General features: G+C 24.5%; 17 protein-coding genes. All 17 read left to right on the top strand.

The window, feature by feature from the left end; genetic code table 4:
- Positions 1–35 precede the first annotated feature (35 nt).
- Positions 36–650, top strand: a complete 615-nt coding sequence (locus SBIUS_RS02820; protein WP_162684989.1) for a hypothetical protein — start codon at positions 36–38, stop codon at positions 648–650.
- A gap of 413 nt (positions 651–1,063) precedes the next feature.
- The gene (locus SBIUS_RS02815) at positions 1,064–1,309 is read left to right on the top strand and encodes a hypothetical protein (RefSeq protein ID WP_162684988.1); all 246 of its coding nucleotides are present in this window, start codon (positions 1,064–1,066) and stop codon (positions 1,307–1,309) included.
- A 102-nt stretch (positions 1,310–1,411) separates the two neighbouring features.
- Positions 1,412–3,148 carry a hypothetical protein gene (locus SBIUS_RS02810; RefSeq protein ID WP_162684987.1) on the top strand — a complete coding sequence of 579 codons (1,737 nt, stop codon included), beginning with the start codon at positions 1,412–1,414 and terminating at the stop codon, positions 3,146–3,148.
- Positions 3,149–3,253: 105 nt separating this feature from the next.
- Positions 3,254–4,111 (top strand): HAD family hydrolase, encoded by an 858-nt coding sequence (locus SBIUS_RS02805; RefSeq protein ID WP_162684986.1) that lies wholly within the window; start codon positions 3,254–3,256, stop codon positions 4,109–4,111.
- A 4-nt stretch (positions 4,112–4,115) separates the two neighbouring features.
- Positions 4,116–5,216, top strand: a complete 1,101-nt coding sequence (locus SBIUS_RS02800; protein WP_162684985.1) for a nicotinate-nucleotide adenylyltransferase — start codon at positions 4,116–4,118, stop codon at positions 5,214–5,216.
- Between the two features lies 1 nt (position 5,217).
- Positions 5,218–5,871 (top strand): 5'-methylthioadenosine/S-adenosylhomocysteine nucleosidase, encoded by a 654-nt coding sequence (gene mtnN, locus SBIUS_RS02795; RefSeq protein WP_162684984.1) that lies wholly within the window; start codon positions 5,218–5,220, stop codon positions 5,869–5,871.
- Positions 5,872–6,147: 276 nt separating this feature from the next.
- Entirely contained in the window at positions 6,148–6,942 is a 795-nt protein-coding gene (locus tag SBIUS_RS02790) for an HAD-IIB family hydrolase (protein ID WP_162684983.1), read from the top strand.
- A gap of 35 nt (positions 6,943–6,977) precedes the next feature.
- Positions 6,978–7,259: a hypothetical protein gene (locus SBIUS_RS02785; protein ID WP_162684982.1), complete on the top strand. Its 282-nt coding sequence runs from the start codon at positions 6,978–6,980 to the stop codon at positions 7,257–7,259.
- A 115-nt stretch (positions 7,260–7,374) separates the two neighbouring features.
- Positions 7,375–8,535: a DNA (cytosine-5-)-methyltransferase gene (dcm, locus tag SBIUS_RS02780; RefSeq protein WP_162684981.1), complete on the top strand. Its 1,161-nt coding sequence runs from the start codon at positions 7,375–7,377 to the stop codon at positions 8,533–8,535.
- Between the two features lie 14 nt (positions 8,536–8,549).
- Entirely contained in the window at positions 8,550–9,284 is a 735-nt protein-coding gene (locus SBIUS_RS02775; protein ID WP_162684980.1) for a bifunctional 2-polyprenyl-6-hydroxyphenol methylase/3-demethylubiquinol 3-O-methyltransferase UbiG, read from the top strand.
- A gap of 19 nt (positions 9,285–9,303) precedes the next feature.
- Positions 9,304–10,161, top strand: a complete 858-nt coding sequence (locus SBIUS_RS02770; protein ID WP_162684979.1) for an ROK family protein — start codon at positions 9,304–9,306, stop codon at positions 10,159–10,161.
- Between the two features lie 56 nt (positions 10,162–10,217).
- Positions 10,218–10,484: a hypothetical protein gene (locus SBIUS_RS02765; RefSeq protein WP_162684978.1), complete on the top strand. Its 267-nt coding sequence runs from the start codon at positions 10,218–10,220 to the stop codon at positions 10,482–10,484.
- Between the two features lie 87 nt (positions 10,485–10,571).
- Positions 10,572–10,835 carry a hypothetical protein gene (locus SBIUS_RS02760; RefSeq protein WP_162684977.1) on the top strand — a complete coding sequence of 88 codons (264 nt, stop codon included), beginning with the start codon at positions 10,572–10,574 and terminating at the stop codon, positions 10,833–10,835.
- Between the two features lie 78 nt (positions 10,836–10,913).
- Positions 10,914–13,949 carry a DEAD/DEAH box helicase family protein gene (locus SBIUS_RS02755; protein ID WP_162684976.1) on the top strand — a complete coding sequence of 1,012 codons (3,036 nt, stop codon included), beginning with the start codon at positions 10,914–10,916 and terminating at the stop codon, positions 13,947–13,949.
- Between the two features lie 62 nt (positions 13,950–14,011).
- Positions 14,012–15,274 carry a DNA (cytosine-5-)-methyltransferase gene (gene dcm, locus SBIUS_RS02750; RefSeq protein WP_162684975.1) on the top strand — a complete coding sequence of 421 codons (1,263 nt, stop codon included), beginning with the start codon at positions 14,012–14,014 and terminating at the stop codon, positions 15,272–15,274.
- The gene (locus SBIUS_RS02745; protein ID WP_162684974.1) at positions 15,264–17,729 is read left to right on the top strand and encodes a DUF262 domain-containing protein; all 2,466 of its coding nucleotides are present in this window, start codon (positions 15,264–15,266) and stop codon (positions 17,727–17,729) included. The genes dcm (SBIUS_RS02750) and SBIUS_RS02745 overlap by 11 nt, the downstream gene beginning before the upstream one ends.
- A complete protein-coding gene (locus SBIUS_RS02740; protein WP_162684973.1) occupies positions 17,722–18,375 on the top strand; it encodes a hypothetical protein in 654 nt (217 codons plus the stop codon). The genes SBIUS_RS02745 and SBIUS_RS02740 overlap by 8 nt, the downstream gene beginning before the upstream one ends.
- The last annotated feature ends 39 nt before the right edge of the window (positions 18,376–18,414 follow it).

The following is an 18,414-nucleotide window of genomic DNA, read 5'->3' as shown; positions in this document are numbered from 1 at the left end:
AAAATAATAAAAGATTAAAAAAAAGAGGGCCAAATATGAATTTCAGATTACCAGCAAAGTATGCTTTATTAATAATTAATATAATAGTTTTGGCATACTTCTTTCTTTATTTTTGCTTATTAGGATTTGAATACCATGACTCATATAACAATGTAACAATTATTTTTAAAGGATTAGATTTTAATCCCAATAGCTTTATAGCGCCACAAATAGCTTTAAATACAACAATAACTGTAGCTTTTGGTCATATTCATTTATTAGTGGAAAGTTTATGGTCATCAAATGTAGGTATTTTTTCTTCTTATACTTCTATTTTTGATACATTTGTAGTTATTATGTTAAGTGTCCAATGTTTTTTAATATTTTTGAGTTTTATAAATCTATTCATTTGAAGAGGTTTTAAAAAAGCAAAAACAATTGATATAACTTCAAAAATATTAATTTTATTATTTGTTTCTTTATCAATATCTTGAATAATAATGATGAATGATCTGACAATTGGTTATAGTTTAAACAATAAACCAGGTTATGCAATTGCAAATTCAAATCAAGCTGCAATTTACTGAATTGGTCAATCATTAATGCCTCTGTTGTTTATGTTTATTCATATTTGAATGACAGCACCACTTTATAGAAAAAGAAATAAATAAAAGTAATAATAGACGAAAAAAATACGCTTTAGGGTAAGCGTATTTTTTTTATATATTATTAATCATGCTTTCGCATATGTAATTGATTTGCTAATAATTAAAAAGATATGAATGAGTAATGAAAGGTCACTTATAGACTATAACCAATACAAGTGACCTAATCGAAAGAAAGGATGTTATATTGAATTAAAGAATGATTCACAGATAAGTGATGTAACTGTGTTTTACATAGTTTAACCGTTATAGTCGTGTCCAAAAGGACATAATTAAATATATCAAAAAAAATTAGAGAAATCAAATTTTTTTAACTTTTTTTAACTTTTTTTATCAAAATAATCTTTTTAATACTAATTTATTTAATGTTTTATTGTTTTTTTAAAATATAATTATCTTAAAGAAAGCAAGTGATCAAAATGAAAGAAAATATTTGTGTGAATTGTAAAAAAACAGCTGATTTTAAAAAAGTAAATCAGCTAAATATAGTTACTTTAGTTTGTAAAGATTGTGCAATTAAAGAAACTAATTTTAAACTTACAAACAATGATAATTTAAAATGCGATAATTGCGACAATAAATCTAAATACATGTCTTTAACTCAATTAAACAGAATTAAAAATTTATGCGAGAACTGTTTATTAAAAGATTACAAAGCTATTTAAATGTAAAGTAAAAGCACATAAATATGTGCTTTTACTTTACTGAGCTATATAAAAAGGATACAAAAAAGAGTATAATATACTTAATGTTTTGAAGAGGTGCTTATGGAAAAACACTTTAATAAAATTTCTGGTAAAAACGGTTTTTATGACTTTGAAGATAAATTAAATTACTTCGAATATTTTGGCATAAAAGGTGAAGACTTAGAAAATGTTTTCTTACTATTTAAAAAATACGAAAATAATATGCATGCTTTAAAAACAAGTGTGGAAGAAAAAATAAAAGATAGATATGAGTTTTATATAAATAATTCTTATAATAAAAGTACAAAAAAATTTACAAAGATAAGAGATGCTGGAGAAAAAATAATTTCAAAAGCTCTCTTTACAAGTTCTATTTTTCTTGGAGCTAGATTGGTTTCTCAAGAATATGTTTTACTATCAACAATAAACAAATTAATTTATAATGTTGATCTTAGAGTTTTTAAATTTGGAAATGAAAAATTTAGTTATCATATTTATAAAAAAAGTTTAAAAGAATATTATGAAACACTTTCAACTTTCGGATATTTCATTATGGAAGAAAATGAAGAAACATTAAATATTTTTGAAAGAATGGATGAGTATAGCGAAAAGAATCTTTACTCACTTGAAGCATACAAAGATATTTTCTTATATCTTTGAATGTATACATACATTAAATTTTCTTGTGATCTAAGTGATTACAAATTTAAATATGATGATACAAAAAGAGTTTATCCAAAAATAAAAAATAACGTTTTATCTCCAATGGACTATGACAAATTTTTTGATGAAGAAGGTTTTGAAGAAGAAAACTTAAAGAAAGAATCAACAGTTCAAGATTTAAGAGACTGAAGTTTAGAACCTTACTACATAACTTTAGAAAATAAAATTAGAGATTACTATAAAGAATTAAATTTAGTTGGAACTGTAAGTTTAGATGAATACTTTATAGTGGCTGATGAGATTAAAAAAATATATTTAAAAAATACAAAGTATAATGTTTTGGAATTATCAAAAACATTATTCACTGAAGCAGGAGCGGTAAGTGAAAAAATATATACTAATGAAGAAATAGATTTCATAATTAAATACTTAACTTTTGATAGAAAATTTGAAGACTATAAAAATTTAAAATTAGATGATTTCTATAATGAAGTTTATAAAAGACCAATATTTGAATTTAAAAACTCTAATAAAGATATTGTCTTATTGTCTTTCCCAGAATTTATTTGAATGTCTTATCACATGCAAAAGCAATATCATTTCTTTGATAAAACTTTATCAAAAACATTTAATACAAAGTTAAGAAAAGATTATCATGAAATAATAAATGATCAATTATTAAGAATTGAAAAACGTTTTAAAGTAATGAAAGCACTTGACTTAAATGATATTCCTTTCTTTATAGAAAGTAAAATGCATACACCAGAAAATGTTTTAGCAAATACTTTGTTGTTTGATCCAACAGCAAACAGATTATTGTTTGTACTTACAAACTTTTATTCTGAAGAAAACATTGATTGATTAAATGCTAAAAGAACAATTGACACATTCTTGTCGGATGCAAAAATAGCTCAACAAATGTTTTCGAAAGTGTTTGGTTTTGTTTCAAAAGACATTAAGAAACTTAAAAAACAACTTAAAAAACTTGGTTTAGAAATAGATGAAAATGTTGATTTAAAAATTGAAGGTATTTTATTTATAAATGATATTTTAAATGCAATACCGAAAATAAATGTAAATGGATATACAGTTCATATTGCAGGTATTTCAACAATTGAGTACTTTACAACAAGTTTTATTTATAAAAAGAATTAGTAAAAATAAGTTTTTAAACTTATTTTTTTTATAACAATATTTTCAAAAACAAATTAATTATTCCTATATTATCTTGTTAAAATAAAAAGTGGAGGATATAAGATTATGAAATTACCTTATATTGGAAGTGATTTAGATGGAACTGTTGTAAAAAACAGTGATTTTAAAATATTAGATGAAACAGTTAATGATATAAATGAATACCAAAAAGAAACAAATAATAATTTCTTTATTGTAACAGGAAGAGCGTTTCAAAATATGAAACACTATATAAAACAATTAAATGTAACTTTACCTGTAATAAGTTCTAATGGAGGGGCAATTACAAATCCAGTTACTTGAGAAGTTTATTTTGAACATGTAATGGAAAAAGAACTTGTCATTGATTTATTAAACTATTCAATAGAACATGACCTGGATGTATCTTTGTACACTGCAACAACTCTAAGTTCACTTAAAACAGCTGAAAGAGTTAAAACTTATAAACAACTTTATGGTCATTATCCAGATGAAGACCAACCAGAATTTATTTTATATAATAACTATAATGAATTAATTGATGATGTAAAAAATGATGTTCACAGAGCAGTTAAATTAATGTACTCACTTGATTGTGAAACAGAAGTTGAAAAAGCACAACAGTTAAAAGATTATTTAAAATCAAAAGATCTATACCATCCTTCAACAATAATTCAATCAAGAATTTTAGTTGATGCTATGCCAAAAGGTGTGAATAAAGCAAGTGGTATTAAAAAATGAGCAGAAATAATGAATGTTGATTTAAAAGATATTCATGTTATTGGAGATAACAACAATGACATGGAAATGGTAAGTGAATTACCTTATGGGGTTGCAGTTGGAAATGCTGTTGAAAACTTAAAACAAGTCGCTTGAAAAGTTATTGATACAATTGATAACAATGGAGTTGGAAAATACTTAAAAGAACTAATTAGTAAAGGATAAGAAAATGAAAAGAATTGCTTTGTTTGGAGGAAGTTTTGATCCTGTTCACACAGATCATATAAATATTGTTAAAAGCTGTAAAGAAAACTTAAACTTTGATGAAGTTTGAATAATTCCAGCATATGTTAATCCTTTTAAAACACTTTCAACTACAAGTGTTACACAAAGATTAGAGATGCTAAAACTTGCTTCAAAAGATTTAGACTTTGTTAAAATTGAAACATATGAAATTTCAAAACAAACTTCAAGTTTTACATATGATACTGTTAAATATTACAAAGCAAAATATCCAGATTTACAATTCTCTTTTATAATGGGTTCTGACCAATTAGATAACTTTGAAAAATGAGATCACTTTAATGATTTAATTAAAGAAATTGATTTCAAAGTATTTTTAAGAACAAAAGATTTTAATAAAGAAATAGTTGAAAAATATAATTTAGAAACATTTGAGTTTGAAAACAACCACTTAAGTTCTACAAAAATTAGAAAATTAGAAGATTTACATTTACAAATAAAAGAAGTAAATGATTATGTAAATAACAACTTAATGTATTTACATGAAAGAGTTGAAGTTAAAATGGATGAAAAAAGATATTTTCATTCATTAAATGTTGGACAAATGGCTATGGAGCTGGCAAGACTTAACAATGTTGATTTAAACAAAGCTCTTGTTGCAGGAACACTTCACGATATTGCCAAAAGATGAAGTGAAGAAGATATGGAAAAATGCTTAGAAGAAAATGACAAATCTCTTTTAAAAGAACCAAAACCTGTTTGACATTCATTTGTAGGAGCTTATCACTTAGAAAAAGATTGACTTTTTAGTGACAAAGAAATTATAAATTCAGTTTATAATCATACTGTAGGTTCTAGGGAAATGACTACATTAGATATGATTGTTTTTTGTGCAGATAAAATATCTGCAGAAAGAGATTATGAGGGTGTTGAAAACTTAAGATCTCTTGTAAAATCAGATTTAATAACTGGTTTTAAAGAATTGCTAAAAAACCAATATGAAGTTGCTATTCAAAAGCATTCTGAAAATTCAATTGGTGCAAAATTAATTGAGTCTTATAACTATTGAATTAAAGGGGAAAACTAAAATGAAAAATTATGCAATTTTATTTGCTATGAAAGAAGAAGCTGAAGCGTTAATTGAAGAATTAGATGCAAAGCTTTTAGAAGATGAATTTTTTGAAATTTATCAAAAAGATAATATTTATATTGCAATATCAAAAGTTGGTTTAATAAATGCAACATCTTGTTTTGTTTATGTAAATCAAAATTACAAAATAGATATATTTATAAATGCTGGACTTGTAGGAACATTTTCATCAGAACTGGCTTTACTAGAACCAGTTGTTGTTGAAAACTCTTATTTAGGAAATGCAAATGCAACAGGGTTTGGTTACAAATTAGGACAAATTCCTGGTATGAAAGAGTTCTATACTTCAGACAAAGAACTTTTAAATTCATTTAAAGGATTTAAAAGAGTAGATATTTGTTCAAGTGATACTTTCATAAATAGCAACGAACAAATTGATCAAATAGTTAAAGTTTTAAGTGATTCAATTAAAGTATTTGATATGGAATGTTTTGGTTTTTACCAAGCAGCACATATCTTTAAAAGACCACTTATTGCTTTAAAAGTAATAAGCGATCACATTGATAATGGAAGCAATGAAATACAATTTAACCAAATATTAAGTCAAGGTAGTGTTAAAATTAGTGAAATATTATTAGAAATTATTAAGTAAAAATTTTTTTACTATATAAGTAATACAATAGTATTGAAAGGATGTGTCTTATTATGGAATGTACAAAAGATTGCAAAGATTGTAAATGTACTTGTGATTTGGATGATAACTGTGCAGAATGTCAAATGTGTGCACACGATACAAACCACGGTTAATAATTAGCATTAAAACCAACTAAATGTTGGTTTTTTTATTTTTTTAAAGAGCGAATTAATCAATTATAATTTAATTGTGATATTAAACATTAGTATCATTTATCGTGAAAGGATAAAAAATATGAAATGATGAATAAGTGACTATGATGGAACTTTGACATTAAAAGAAAATGGCTATGAACTAATTGAAAGAGATATCAATTTTGTAAAAAATTGATCAAAAGAAAATAAATTTGTAATTGCAACAGGAAGAGATATTGATCATGTAAATGAAATTATTGAAAAATATGGATTTGACGTTGAATATAAAATTACAAATAATGGAGCTGCAATGTTTAAGGGGAACGAAACACTTTATGAACTTTCAATTCCATTAAGTGAAAGACAAAAAATTTATGAAGCTTTATTAAAACTGCATAACTTTTGTGGAATCAAGATTTCAGATACTTTGAATTCAATTGAAATATCTGGAATAAAAGAAGAAACTCCAAGATATGAATCAACTATTGTTATCAAAAATTGATTTGAAAAAGAAGATAATTTCGATAAATATATTGATTCAGTTTTAACAAATGAAAAACTAAACAATATTGCACTTTATGCACATCCGCAAGACTTTGAATATATTAGAAGTCTATTCAAAGACTTAAAAGATGTAAAAATACTTCAAACAGTACCTTTTGTTTTAGAGTTAATGCACAAAGATGTTTCTAAATATAGTGGAATTAAATATTTAAAAGAAAAATACAATATCGATGAAAACAACATAATCTCTAGTGGAGATGGTGACAATGATTTTGAAATGTTAGATAATGTCAAAAACTCTTTTGTTATGAAAAGTGGAACTGAACTTGCTTTAAAAACAGGAAAAATAGTCATTAACAATGTTAGTGAAATAGGTCAATACATTAAATAAACCAACTTTAAGTTGGTTTTTTTAGTAAAATATTTATGAAAGAAGGAATGAGTATGTATATATACCAAAGAATAGAGATAAAGATTCAAAAAGATGTTATTGTAGATCTTAAAATGTTAGATGCTTTTCAAGATCCTTATTTATTAGTAGAAAACATTGATGAAAGTTTTGCTAATTTAGATGAAATGGAATTTGAACAATTAACAGAAAGATTGGGATTAAAAATAAAAGCTGCAGGTCCAATATTTTACAAAAAATTGGATAGTGAAAATGAAAGCTTAATTTTAATGTCAAAAAACAAAATTATTCAAAAGTAATACTTTTAAATAACAAATATATAAACCTAATAAGTGTTAGGTTTTTTATTTTTTTAAGAAAAAAAACACTTTTAATGATTAAATAATATAGGTAAATATAACAACGGGGGTACTTATGAAATTTATAAACTTGTTTTCAGGTATTGGTGCATTTAACCAAGCAATGAAAAAATTTGATGGAGAATGTGTTTGAAGTTGTGAAAAAAACAACTATAGTTTAGAAACATACAAAAAGAACTTTGGTATTGTTGCTAGCAAAGATATTAGAGGTATAAATGTAAAAGAAATACCAGACCATGATGTTCTTTTATGTTCTCTTCCACCAAAAACATTTAACAAAAGTGAAGAGAAAAGTTGATATGAATACAGTGACACTGATTTATTATTTGAAATGACAAAAGTTATTGAAAATAAAAATCCAAAATATGTTTTATTTGAAAATATTAAAAACTTAGCTGTTAATGAAAATGGTAAAACTTGAAAAAAATTAAAAGAGATGCTAAATAAAATGGGATATACTACAACTGAAAAACCATTATTATTAAGTCCTCATCATTTTGGTATTCCTCAAGCAAAACCTAGATCTTTTGTGGCTGCTATTAAAAAAGAATTTGTTAAAGATAAGAAATTTGAAATTAACTTTAGAAAAAAAGTTAAGAAAACTCAAAACTCAATTGAAACAGTTATTAATAGAGCGGATCAATATGATTTAAAATTATATGAAATAACTCCAAATGAAAAAGAAATCTTAGATGCATGAAATGACTTTATAAAAAATGTAGAAGTAAAAGATTTAGATTTTCCAATTTGAACAGATCATTTTAAAACAGCAAGTAGAATTGTTGAAAAAATGCCAATTTCAAAACAAAATGTTATAAATAAAAATAAAGAACTTTATATAAACAATGTTAAGTTTATTGATTCGTGATTGGCAAAAAACTATGACATTTTAAGAACTAAATCAGCTTATAGAAAATTAGATTGAAAATCAGATGTTAACATCAAAAACATTTATGATGGTTTAATTCAAATTAAAGCTTCAGGAATAAAAATTCAAAAACCAAATCTTGTTCAAAACATTAACTCAATTACAGAAGTTCCAATTTACGGACCTATGAAAAGAAGATTAACTTTAAGAGAATGTGCAAGATTACAAAGCTTACCAGAAGAATTTGAAATTACTCAAAACATTAAACAAGCATATAAACAGTTAAACAATACAGTTAACGTAACTGTTGTTGAAAACATACTTGAAAAACTTTTTGAATATAAATAATAAAAAGGAAAAATATGGAAAATCATTACAAAAAAATAAGTAGTTTAGTTTATAACTCAACAAAACCTCCAGGTACAAGTATTGATAAAGACTTAGAATTTTATAAGTCTCAACTATTGCCAATAGAAGGTAAAGTTCTTGAAGCAGGAGTGGGGAATGGAAGACTTTTCATTCCTCTTTTAAAATACAAAGTGGATATCGTTGGAATAGACAAGTCTCAAGAAATGATAGATCTTTGTAAAGAAAATTTAGAAAAAGAAAATTTACGAGCAACTTTAATTTGTGATGATTTAGAAAACTATAAACAAAAAGATACTTATGAATATATTATTGTTCCTAATGCAAGTTTTAATCTTTTAGAGAGCAGAGAAAAAGCTTTAAAAGTTTTAGACAACTTTTATTATTCTTTAAAAGAAAACGGAACTCTTATAATTGATTTAATTCTTCCAATAGAATTTAAAGCAGGATCAAATCATGAATTTACTCACCAAATTAATGGTGAAAATATAGTTGTAAAAAACTTATCTAAAGAAATAAATTGAGTAGAACAATATACTATCAATCAAATAGATTACTTTATAGAAGGTGAATTAAAAGAAACTCAACAGTTCAAACTGTCTTGATATGGAACTCAAGAGTTTTGTGATATATTATCTTTAAAAGGATTTAAAGATGGTTTGTTTATGATCAATTATGGTAATAAAACAAACTTAAATGTAAAAACAATTACATTTATCTTTAAAAAATAATTGAAAGGATAACAAATATATGAACAAATTAGCTATTGATATTGGTGGAACTTCAATAAGATTTGCATTAGTTGTTAACAATCAAATAATAAAAAAAGAAGTTATTGACACTGATCCGCAGGACAGAAAAAAGAACTTAGACTATATTAAAAAAACAGTTGATTCTTGAAATAGCAAAATAGATTATATTGGAGTTTGTTGTCCTGGACCATTAGACTTAAAAACAGGAACAATTCTTATAACTTATAATCTTCCGGATTGAAGTGGAAAATGTATTTTGCAAGAAATAAAAGATTTATTTAATGTAAGTAACGTAAAAATAAACAATGATGGAAATGTAGCTGCTCTTGGACAATACATAGTAAGAAAAGATTTACATTCACTTTTATACTTTACAATTTCAACAGGAATTGGAGCTGGTTTTATTCATGAAGGAAAAATCTTTGAAGGATATAATGGTACAGCTCTTGAAATAGCAAATGCATTACCTAATTGAAACAGTGAAGATCCATCAAGAAGTGGAATTGAATTTCAAGCTAGTGGTAAAAACATTTGTATTCAATTAAATAAACTTGGAGTTGAAGTAAAAGATACAAAAGAAGCTTTTGAATTATACAATTCAAAAGAAAACGAAATAGTTAATAAATTTTTTGAAGAAATAGAAAACAAGTTAATTAACTTAATATCTACTTCAATTTACTTTTTAAACCCAGAAATGATAGTTTTGGGTGGAAGTGTTGCTATGAAAAACCAAGAATTTATAAAAGAAGTGTTCAACAAAGTAAAACAAACAACAAAAGATACTAACTATGATGTTAAGTTTGAGTTTGCACAAGACTTAGATGATTCAACATTATTGGGCTGTTGTCAAATGTAGAGAAATCTACATTTTTTTAATGTAAAATTATAAAGATTTTTAAGGGGAAATAATATATGTGATTTTTATATTTGGTTTTAGTTATTTTAGCCATTACTTTTACTATTCTTGGTTGTAAAATGGCTAGTAAGGGTAATCCTTGAGGGATATTGGTTGCAAGCATAGGAATTATTGTTATAGGGACTTTAATTGCATATTGTCTTTTTGAACAATGAAAAAAAGAAAATTTAAAATCTGAGTTAGGTAAAATAAAAGAAAAATTAGGAATTATTGACGAAGATGAAAATGATGAAGACGAAGATGATGAAGACGAAGATGAATAAAAATATCTCAAAAGTTATAAATGTCAAATGTAGAGAAATCTACATTTTTTTAATGTAAAATTATAAAGATTTTAAGGGGGAAATTATATGGGGGAAATACCTGTTTGAGGTTGAATAATAATGCTGGCTTGAATATTAGGTTTTACAATACCTGGTATTATAAAGGTTAAAAATGGTAGTGTTTGAGGGATATTATTAGCAACAATTGGTCTAGCTTTTTTAGGAGCGGTTTGAGCTTTTTGTTATTATGAATTATATAAAAAAGATATTGAAATAAAAAGAATTGCCAATTTAGTTGCAAAACTTAATGCGGTTGAAGAAAAGATATCTGATAAACAAGATAATAACTAAATGCATTTTATGCATTTTTTTTATTCTCTATTTATTTAAAACAATAATCCTGTTAAACTGTTTAAAGAGGATATTATTATGACAAAATTTGAAAAGGGTATATATGATTTACTAATCAGAGAAGATGAAAAGTCTATATTTAATGAGTCTGATATCAGAGAGCTAGAAAATGTAGATGATGATTGACTTGTTAATCAGTTTTCTCGACAAATAAAAGAAGAAATATCTAATCTCAAAACTTTAGAAAATAAGATTGCTTTTTTAAATGAATTAACACATAAGAATAAATGAACCTCTCTAAGGGCTATAAAAAAAGATGTTGAGTCAAATAACACAACCAATATAAGCAGAAATAAGTTAATTAGTAAAAACCTATGAAAAGAATTAATCACAGAGTTTGAATCTTCAAATGATATTAAAATAATATCTCCTTTTATTTCAAATAGTATGATCAATAAATTAAGAAATATTTTAGAAAATAATGAAAATATAAATAAATTAAAAATAATAACTACAACATATGATGGAACTTCAAAGTATTTAGCATTAGAAGATTTAGTAAAATTAGTAAATGATTTCCCTAAAAAGTTAGAAGTTAAAATTGAAAACCTTTTCAATAAAAGTTCTTCAAGGTTACATATAAAATCTTATTTATTTAATAGAAACAATAATTTTAGTTCCCTATATATTGGTAGTAGCAATTTCACAAACTCTGGTTTAATTACTGGAAAAGAACATAATTTAAAAATTAGTGAATTTAGCGATAAGAGCATTGTTGAAGAATATAGAGTTGAGTTTGAAAATCTTTTTAATAAAGATGTGTTTGTAGATATAAATGATGAATTTCAAATTCAACAAATAATTATGAGACAAAAACTGGAAAACAGTAAATTTGAAGAAATGAAAAATATTGTAAAAGAAGTTCAAAATAATATGAATGAACAGTTTGACAGATTGAGTAAATCAAATAATTTCATTAAACCTTATGATTACCAAAAAGAAGTTGTTAATAATATTTTAAAAAGAATCGAAGAAGGTAAAGATAAACATTTACTAGTAATGGCTACTGGTACTGGAAAAACAAAAACACTTATTTTTACATATGAAGCATTATCTCAAAAATGAAAAAAAGATGAACCTAGTTTATTATATATAGCTCCAAGCAAGGAGATATTAGATCAAACTATAAAAGATTTTAGAGATTATTTTGAAATTTATGATTTTGGATTAGAACTTTACGATAGCAGAAATAATCATGAAGATATAAAAAAACATGAACATATTTTTACAAATATTGAAACATTAATAAAAAGAAAAGATAAAATAAAAGATAAAAAATTTGATATTGTTGTGTTTGATGAAGCCCATCACATAGAAGCTGATACATTCAAAGAAATTTACTCCTTAGTACTTCCTAATACAAAACAACTTTTTGGATTAACTGCAACTCCTGAAAGAACTGACAATATTAATGTTAATGTATTCTTTGGAGATGAATATGCAGCGAACTTAAGATTATTCGAAGCAATAGAAAAAGAGCTATTAAGTGACTTTGATTATTATTTTATAAATGATGATTCTATTGATTTAACAAATATTAATATTCAAGACTCTAATAAATTAAATAAAATTTTGGAATTAGAAAAAAGACACAGCTTTGTTTATGAACAAATTAAAAAATATATTGGAGAAAACTCAAAAAACATTAAGGCAATTATGTTTTGTAATTCTGTAAATCAAGCAAAAAATCTTTCAAAATATCTAAATGAAATGGGTGAAAAAAGTGAATTTCTAATTTCGGAAGAGGTTTCAAAAGAACAAAGAAAAGAAATATTAAAAAAATTTAAAGACGGATCAATCAATTTTCTGTGTGTAAGAGATATTTTAAATGAAGGTGTTGATGTACCCGAGGTGGATACCGTTATGTTCTTGAGACCCACTTCCTCGATGTTAATTTATTTACAACAACTTGGTAGGGGTTTGAGAAAGTACACAGATAAAAGATTACAAATATATGATTTTGTAAATAACGTTGACATAAAAGTTAATAAAAAATATAATCCGCTAATGGCTATAAATGTTTTAACAAATGATTTAAAAATAAGTCAATTTGAAAAAAATATAAACCAATTAAATAATTTTTTACCAGGAGATTCAAACTTTGTTTTTTCTAAACTTATAAAAGAGCAATTATTATTAAAGCTTAAAGATTATGAAAAATATAATCTATATTCATCAATTTTAGATGAATATAGAACTGGTATTTTTGAAGATTATGAATCATTTTTTAAAGACAAAGAAATTAGCATATATGAATTTTACAATTCTAAAAGAGCTTATTTTAAAGAAAATTGTTTAGATAAAAACTGCACAATAATAAGACAATTTGTTTTATTTAATAGTCAATATTTAATTAGAGAAATACTTAATATAATTGAAACTAATAGATTATCAAAAAATAAACTTATTAATAAAATATTATTAGCTTCTTTCCATCACTCCCCAACAAAAAAGGACGATTTCTATTTTGATTTAGATTTAGCCTTTAAAGATATTTTTAAAAAAGAAAATGAATTAATTCTTAAGGAAATAAAATTTTTATTAAACTTTAAATTAAAAAATGAAGTTTTATTAGAAAATAATTTAACAGAAGAAATTATCAGTTTTAAGGGAAATCATTTAAATCACAATCAATTACAAGCGCTATGTTCAATAATAGTAAAAGATAATAATTTTAAAGGAAAAGGTGTTGGTGGTATAATCAGTAACTTGGATGATAACATTTACGCAATAGATGCATCCACAAACACTATTTCTACAAGATTTGGTCATGGTAATGTTTTTGAAAAAGAAACCAATACTTTGTATTGAGATAGTCCTGATGAATGAAAGTTTGAAGTAAACAAAATAACTAAAACTCAACAAAATATGATGAATACAAAAGAATTTAAAACTTATGTTTTTTTCTCTGATGAAAAACTAAGGTCAGAAAAAGGAAGTAAGGTCAGAGAATTTATAGGTCAAATAGAATATATAATTGATAGAATTGAAATAAAAAATGGTTCAGAAAAGAAAGAACACACTAAACCTAAATTTATTTTCAAATTATCATAGCCTGGCTATTGCAAAAAAAAAAAAAAAAAACAATAAAATTACTCTTAGCGGAGTAATTTTTTATGAGTAAATTAAGGGTATTTGAAACATTTGCAGGAATCGGGGCACAACATAAAGCTCTAGAAATTTTAAAAAACAATATAAAAGATTTTGACTATGAAATTGCTGGAACTAGTGAATGAGATATGTGAGCTAATATTAGTTACAATGCAATACACCATAATAACAAAAATATTGCTCAAAAACTTACAGATTCCGAAATAAATGAATTCATAAAAAAATTTACTCTATCTAACGATGGTAAAAAACCTTGTGATTTTAAATTTATCAATAGACAATCAAGACAATTCAAGGAAATGTTATATAGTTCTTTAAAGAATTGTAATAACCAAGGAAGTATTCTAGAGATTACTGGAAAAAAATTGATTGACAATATTGGTGAATTTGACTTATTAACTTATTCTTTCCCGTGTCAAGATTTATCAGTTGCGGGAAGTTTTCATGGTTTTAATCAAGGAATGGCAAAGGGTTCTGGTACTAGAAGTGGACTACTTTGAGAAATTGAAAGAATTTTAAAGGATCTAAAAAAAATTAATAAACTTCCAAAATATCTTCTTCTTGAAAATGTAAAAAATATGATTTCAAATAAACATAAAGAAGATTATATAGAATGATTAGAATTTTTGGCTAGTTTAGGATACGAAACTAAAACATATATTTTGGATTCTTCAGAATATGGTATTCCACAAAAAAGAAAAAGAGTTTATGCTGTTAGTGTACAGAAAAATCAAGATAATGAAATAGATATTTCGAACTTCGTTAATAACAATGATGAAGTTAAAGATCTATCTAAGGAATTTAAAATAGATATGTCTTTAGAGGGTGTCTTAAAAGTTGATTATTCAATAGAAAAGTATGAGGACGAAGCTAAAAAGTCAACTCCAAACAATACACCAAGCAGGATAAAAATGTATAATGAAAATCCAACTTTGTATGAAATAAAAAAAGATAAACCTAGTTACTTGCAAAACGTAAGAACAATAACAACAAAACAAGACAGACATCCAAATGCAGGTATTATAGATCTTCAAAAAAGTTCGATAATAAAAGAATTAAAAAAAATTGGAAAGTCTAATTATAGATTTTTAACTCCAAGAGAAACTTTTCTACTAATGGGGTTTACTGAAGATGATTTTGAAAAAGCATCAAAAAATATAAAAAGAAAAGATATTTTGTATAGGCAAGCAGGTAATTCCATTGTGGTAAATGTACTTGTTGCTTTGTTTAACAACATGATGAAAGAGGGAGAAAAATATGATAAGTAAGAATTTTGATTTTTTAAATCAATATAGTAAATATAAAATTTATTACGCAGATATAAGCAATATAGAGGACTCACTAAAAAGTGGAGAGAAATATGTAATAAGGGTAGACTCTGCAAAATTAATTGAAAAGTTATTAAAAAATATAATGGGTTATCAAAGTTATCCTAGAACTTTAGGGGACTTAATAAATGAGTTTATAAGTTATTATAAATCTGAAAAAAATAGTTTCTTAGCTTCTGGTGTTATAGCTGCTCTTAGATCAATTTCAGCAAACAGAAATGAAAGTTTGCACCATAATGAAATTGATTTTGGAGAATCAGATTTGTCTTTTACAACTAAAATAAATATATTACAATATATAAGAAAAATTTTTCATTTTGTAATAATATCTTTTGAAGATTCAGATTTGAAATTAGATAGATTTAATGATCAAATCTATTATGAAAATTTAAACAACTTTGAAAAAATAGATTTAAGTACTCAATTTTCATATGATAATGATCAAATATTGATTGATAAAGTATCGATCGGAGATTTTGTGTTGAACGATAAAAACAATTTTGTGATTCCATCATATCAAAGAGATTATAGATGAACAGAAGAAGAGTGCCAAGAGTTAATTAATCAACTTATATATAAATATAAAACAAATGAACTAGTTTATTTTGGTACTTTAGCATGTAAAATTGATCAACTTGATAATGGTCAAAATGAAATAAGATTAATTGATGGACAACAAAGAGTTACTACTTCGTTATTATTATTTAAAGCATTTAATGATGTTCTTAAATATAAACTAATTGAAGCAGACCAAGCAAACATAGTTTTATCGAATGAGTTAACAGCTTTGTTTGAATTCAAAGAAAAAAATTCAAAAGACTATAGTGATTTAAGAATAAAGGAAAAATACATAAACTTCACATCAAACTCTGATAGTAATCAAGATGGTTTATATCATATACTTACTGGATATGTTTCGCAAGCAGAGTTTGAAAGAGGGATTAAATTATTTTCTAGAAGCTTAGTTATCGAGAATTATAAATTTTTCAAAAATCAATTAATGGACTATTCAATCGAAAATTTAGTTGAGCTATATAATTATTATTCAAATAATTTTGTTTTATCTTGCATTAAATTTGATGAAGAAAATACAAATGAGATGGAAGTTTTTGAAAATTTAAACTCAAAAGGTAAAGAACTTGATACTTTTGATATGATAAAAAACTATATGTACAATATGGTTGATAATGAAACTTTCAAAAATAGATCAAAAGAAATTGTAGATGAGTTTAAAAAATATTTCCGATTAAATGACATTCCAAAATTAAAGGGAAAAAAAGATGAACAAAATAAAAAGTATGAAGAATTTTTATTTAATTTTTTAACTTATAAAAATGCAATTTCTAACTTATATATTGGAAAAATTCAAAAAAATAAAAAAAGTCTTTTAAAAGCATTTAAGGCTTTTTATGATAGATCAAAAATAAGTTTTTCTGAATACGCAAGTGTTTGTGAAGAACTGGGTAGATACTTTAAAATCTATAGAACTACAAGAATTACTTTTGACTATGAAAATAAAAGTAATGAGTTATATTTTGTATCTGATATTTTGAAAAACCTATCTCACAAAGACTTTTCAATCGTCTATTTTAGATTAATAGACGTATATACAAATAGTTCTTGAAACAAAGTTGACCATAGATTATATCTGGAAGAGGAAGACGAAAACCTAAAGAAATGTTTATTCGAACTAGAAAAATGAGTTATTTTCCTGCTTCAAGTTAAAGGTACTGGTCAATCATTTAAAGAGAGTGTTTTGATTAAGTTAATTAAATTTACAAAACTTTATGAGGAATATGGTAATTTTAAAACAGAATTACCAGACAAAATGAATAAGTGATTTTCAAATAAAATTGCAAAAACTAAAGATAATGAAACTTTATTAATTAACGAACAAGAGCACGCACTACCAACGAGAGAGCAAATAATTGAATCGTTAAAAAATAAGGAAGTTCAAGATAATAACATTAAAAATGTATTTCTACTTAGATTAGAAAATTATTGACTGAACTTAACAACAAAAGCAAATCAAAAGATAGTCTTCAAAAAACCTACAATAGAACATATAATACCTCAAACACCTTCAATCGAATGAAAAGAATATCTATCAAATAATAAAGGTTGAAATGAAGATTTAAATGATATATTTAGAGATCACCTAAATAGAATAGGTAACTTACTAATTTTAGATAATTCAAATAATAGCGAACTTTCTAATTCTAACTTTGAGAAAAAGAAATTAAATTATACAAGATCTGAATCTAGATTAGCAAAAATACCTTTTAACTCTAAAGATGAAAATCTTTTAACAATAGATTATTTTGGTTTTGAACAAGTTAGAGATAGAAGTGCTAAGTTAGCAACTTTATTAGTGGATAAAATTTACAATGTCTAATATAAATAAAATACAAAGAATAATTGATTTATTCTTATATGATGAAGAGTTCAAATTCTGAAAAATAAAAACCAAAATAACAAGTATTATTGATAATTTTTTTAATAGATATACTTCTATTCCTAATAAAGACAAGCAAAATTGCGTAGTTTTATTTAATAATGATAATACATATAAAATTATGTGTAATAACTACAATGTAACACCATCTTCAGAACAAGAAAAGTGAGTTTCTAAGTCCGCAATGAGACAATACATTGATATATTAGAAGCTTTTAATATCTTAAAAGAATCTGAAGATGCAAAAACAGTCTATGTAGTTATTGATGAAGATTTTTTGAACTCTAATATGAACTTTGAATCTTCAAAATTAACTTCAAGGATAATAGATAATTTTCATAATTTAGAAAAACAACCAAAGAAAATATTCTACAGTGTTTTAGTTAGTTATTTAGCAACTATGGTAGAAAATGAAAACGAAGTACTTAAATTAAAATCAAAAAATGGAGGAAACACTACTATAAAAGCAATAAAGAAATATGCTCAAAATTGTGGGTACAACTTTATGCAAAATGAATTTTATAAATACGGAACAGACTTAGAAGATATTTATGAAACTATATTAAAAATGATTTCTAAAAGATAATTTGACCCCCTAAAACTATTTTGTTATTATAAAAAAAGT

Origin of the sequence: Spiroplasma sp. BIUS-1 (assembly GCF_010365805.1) — a bacterium.
Classification (GTDB): Bacteria; Bacillota_I; Bacilli_A; order Mycoplasmatales; family Mycoplasmataceae; genus Spiroplasma_A.
This window is presented reverse-complemented; position numbering and strand designations above follow the sequence as displayed.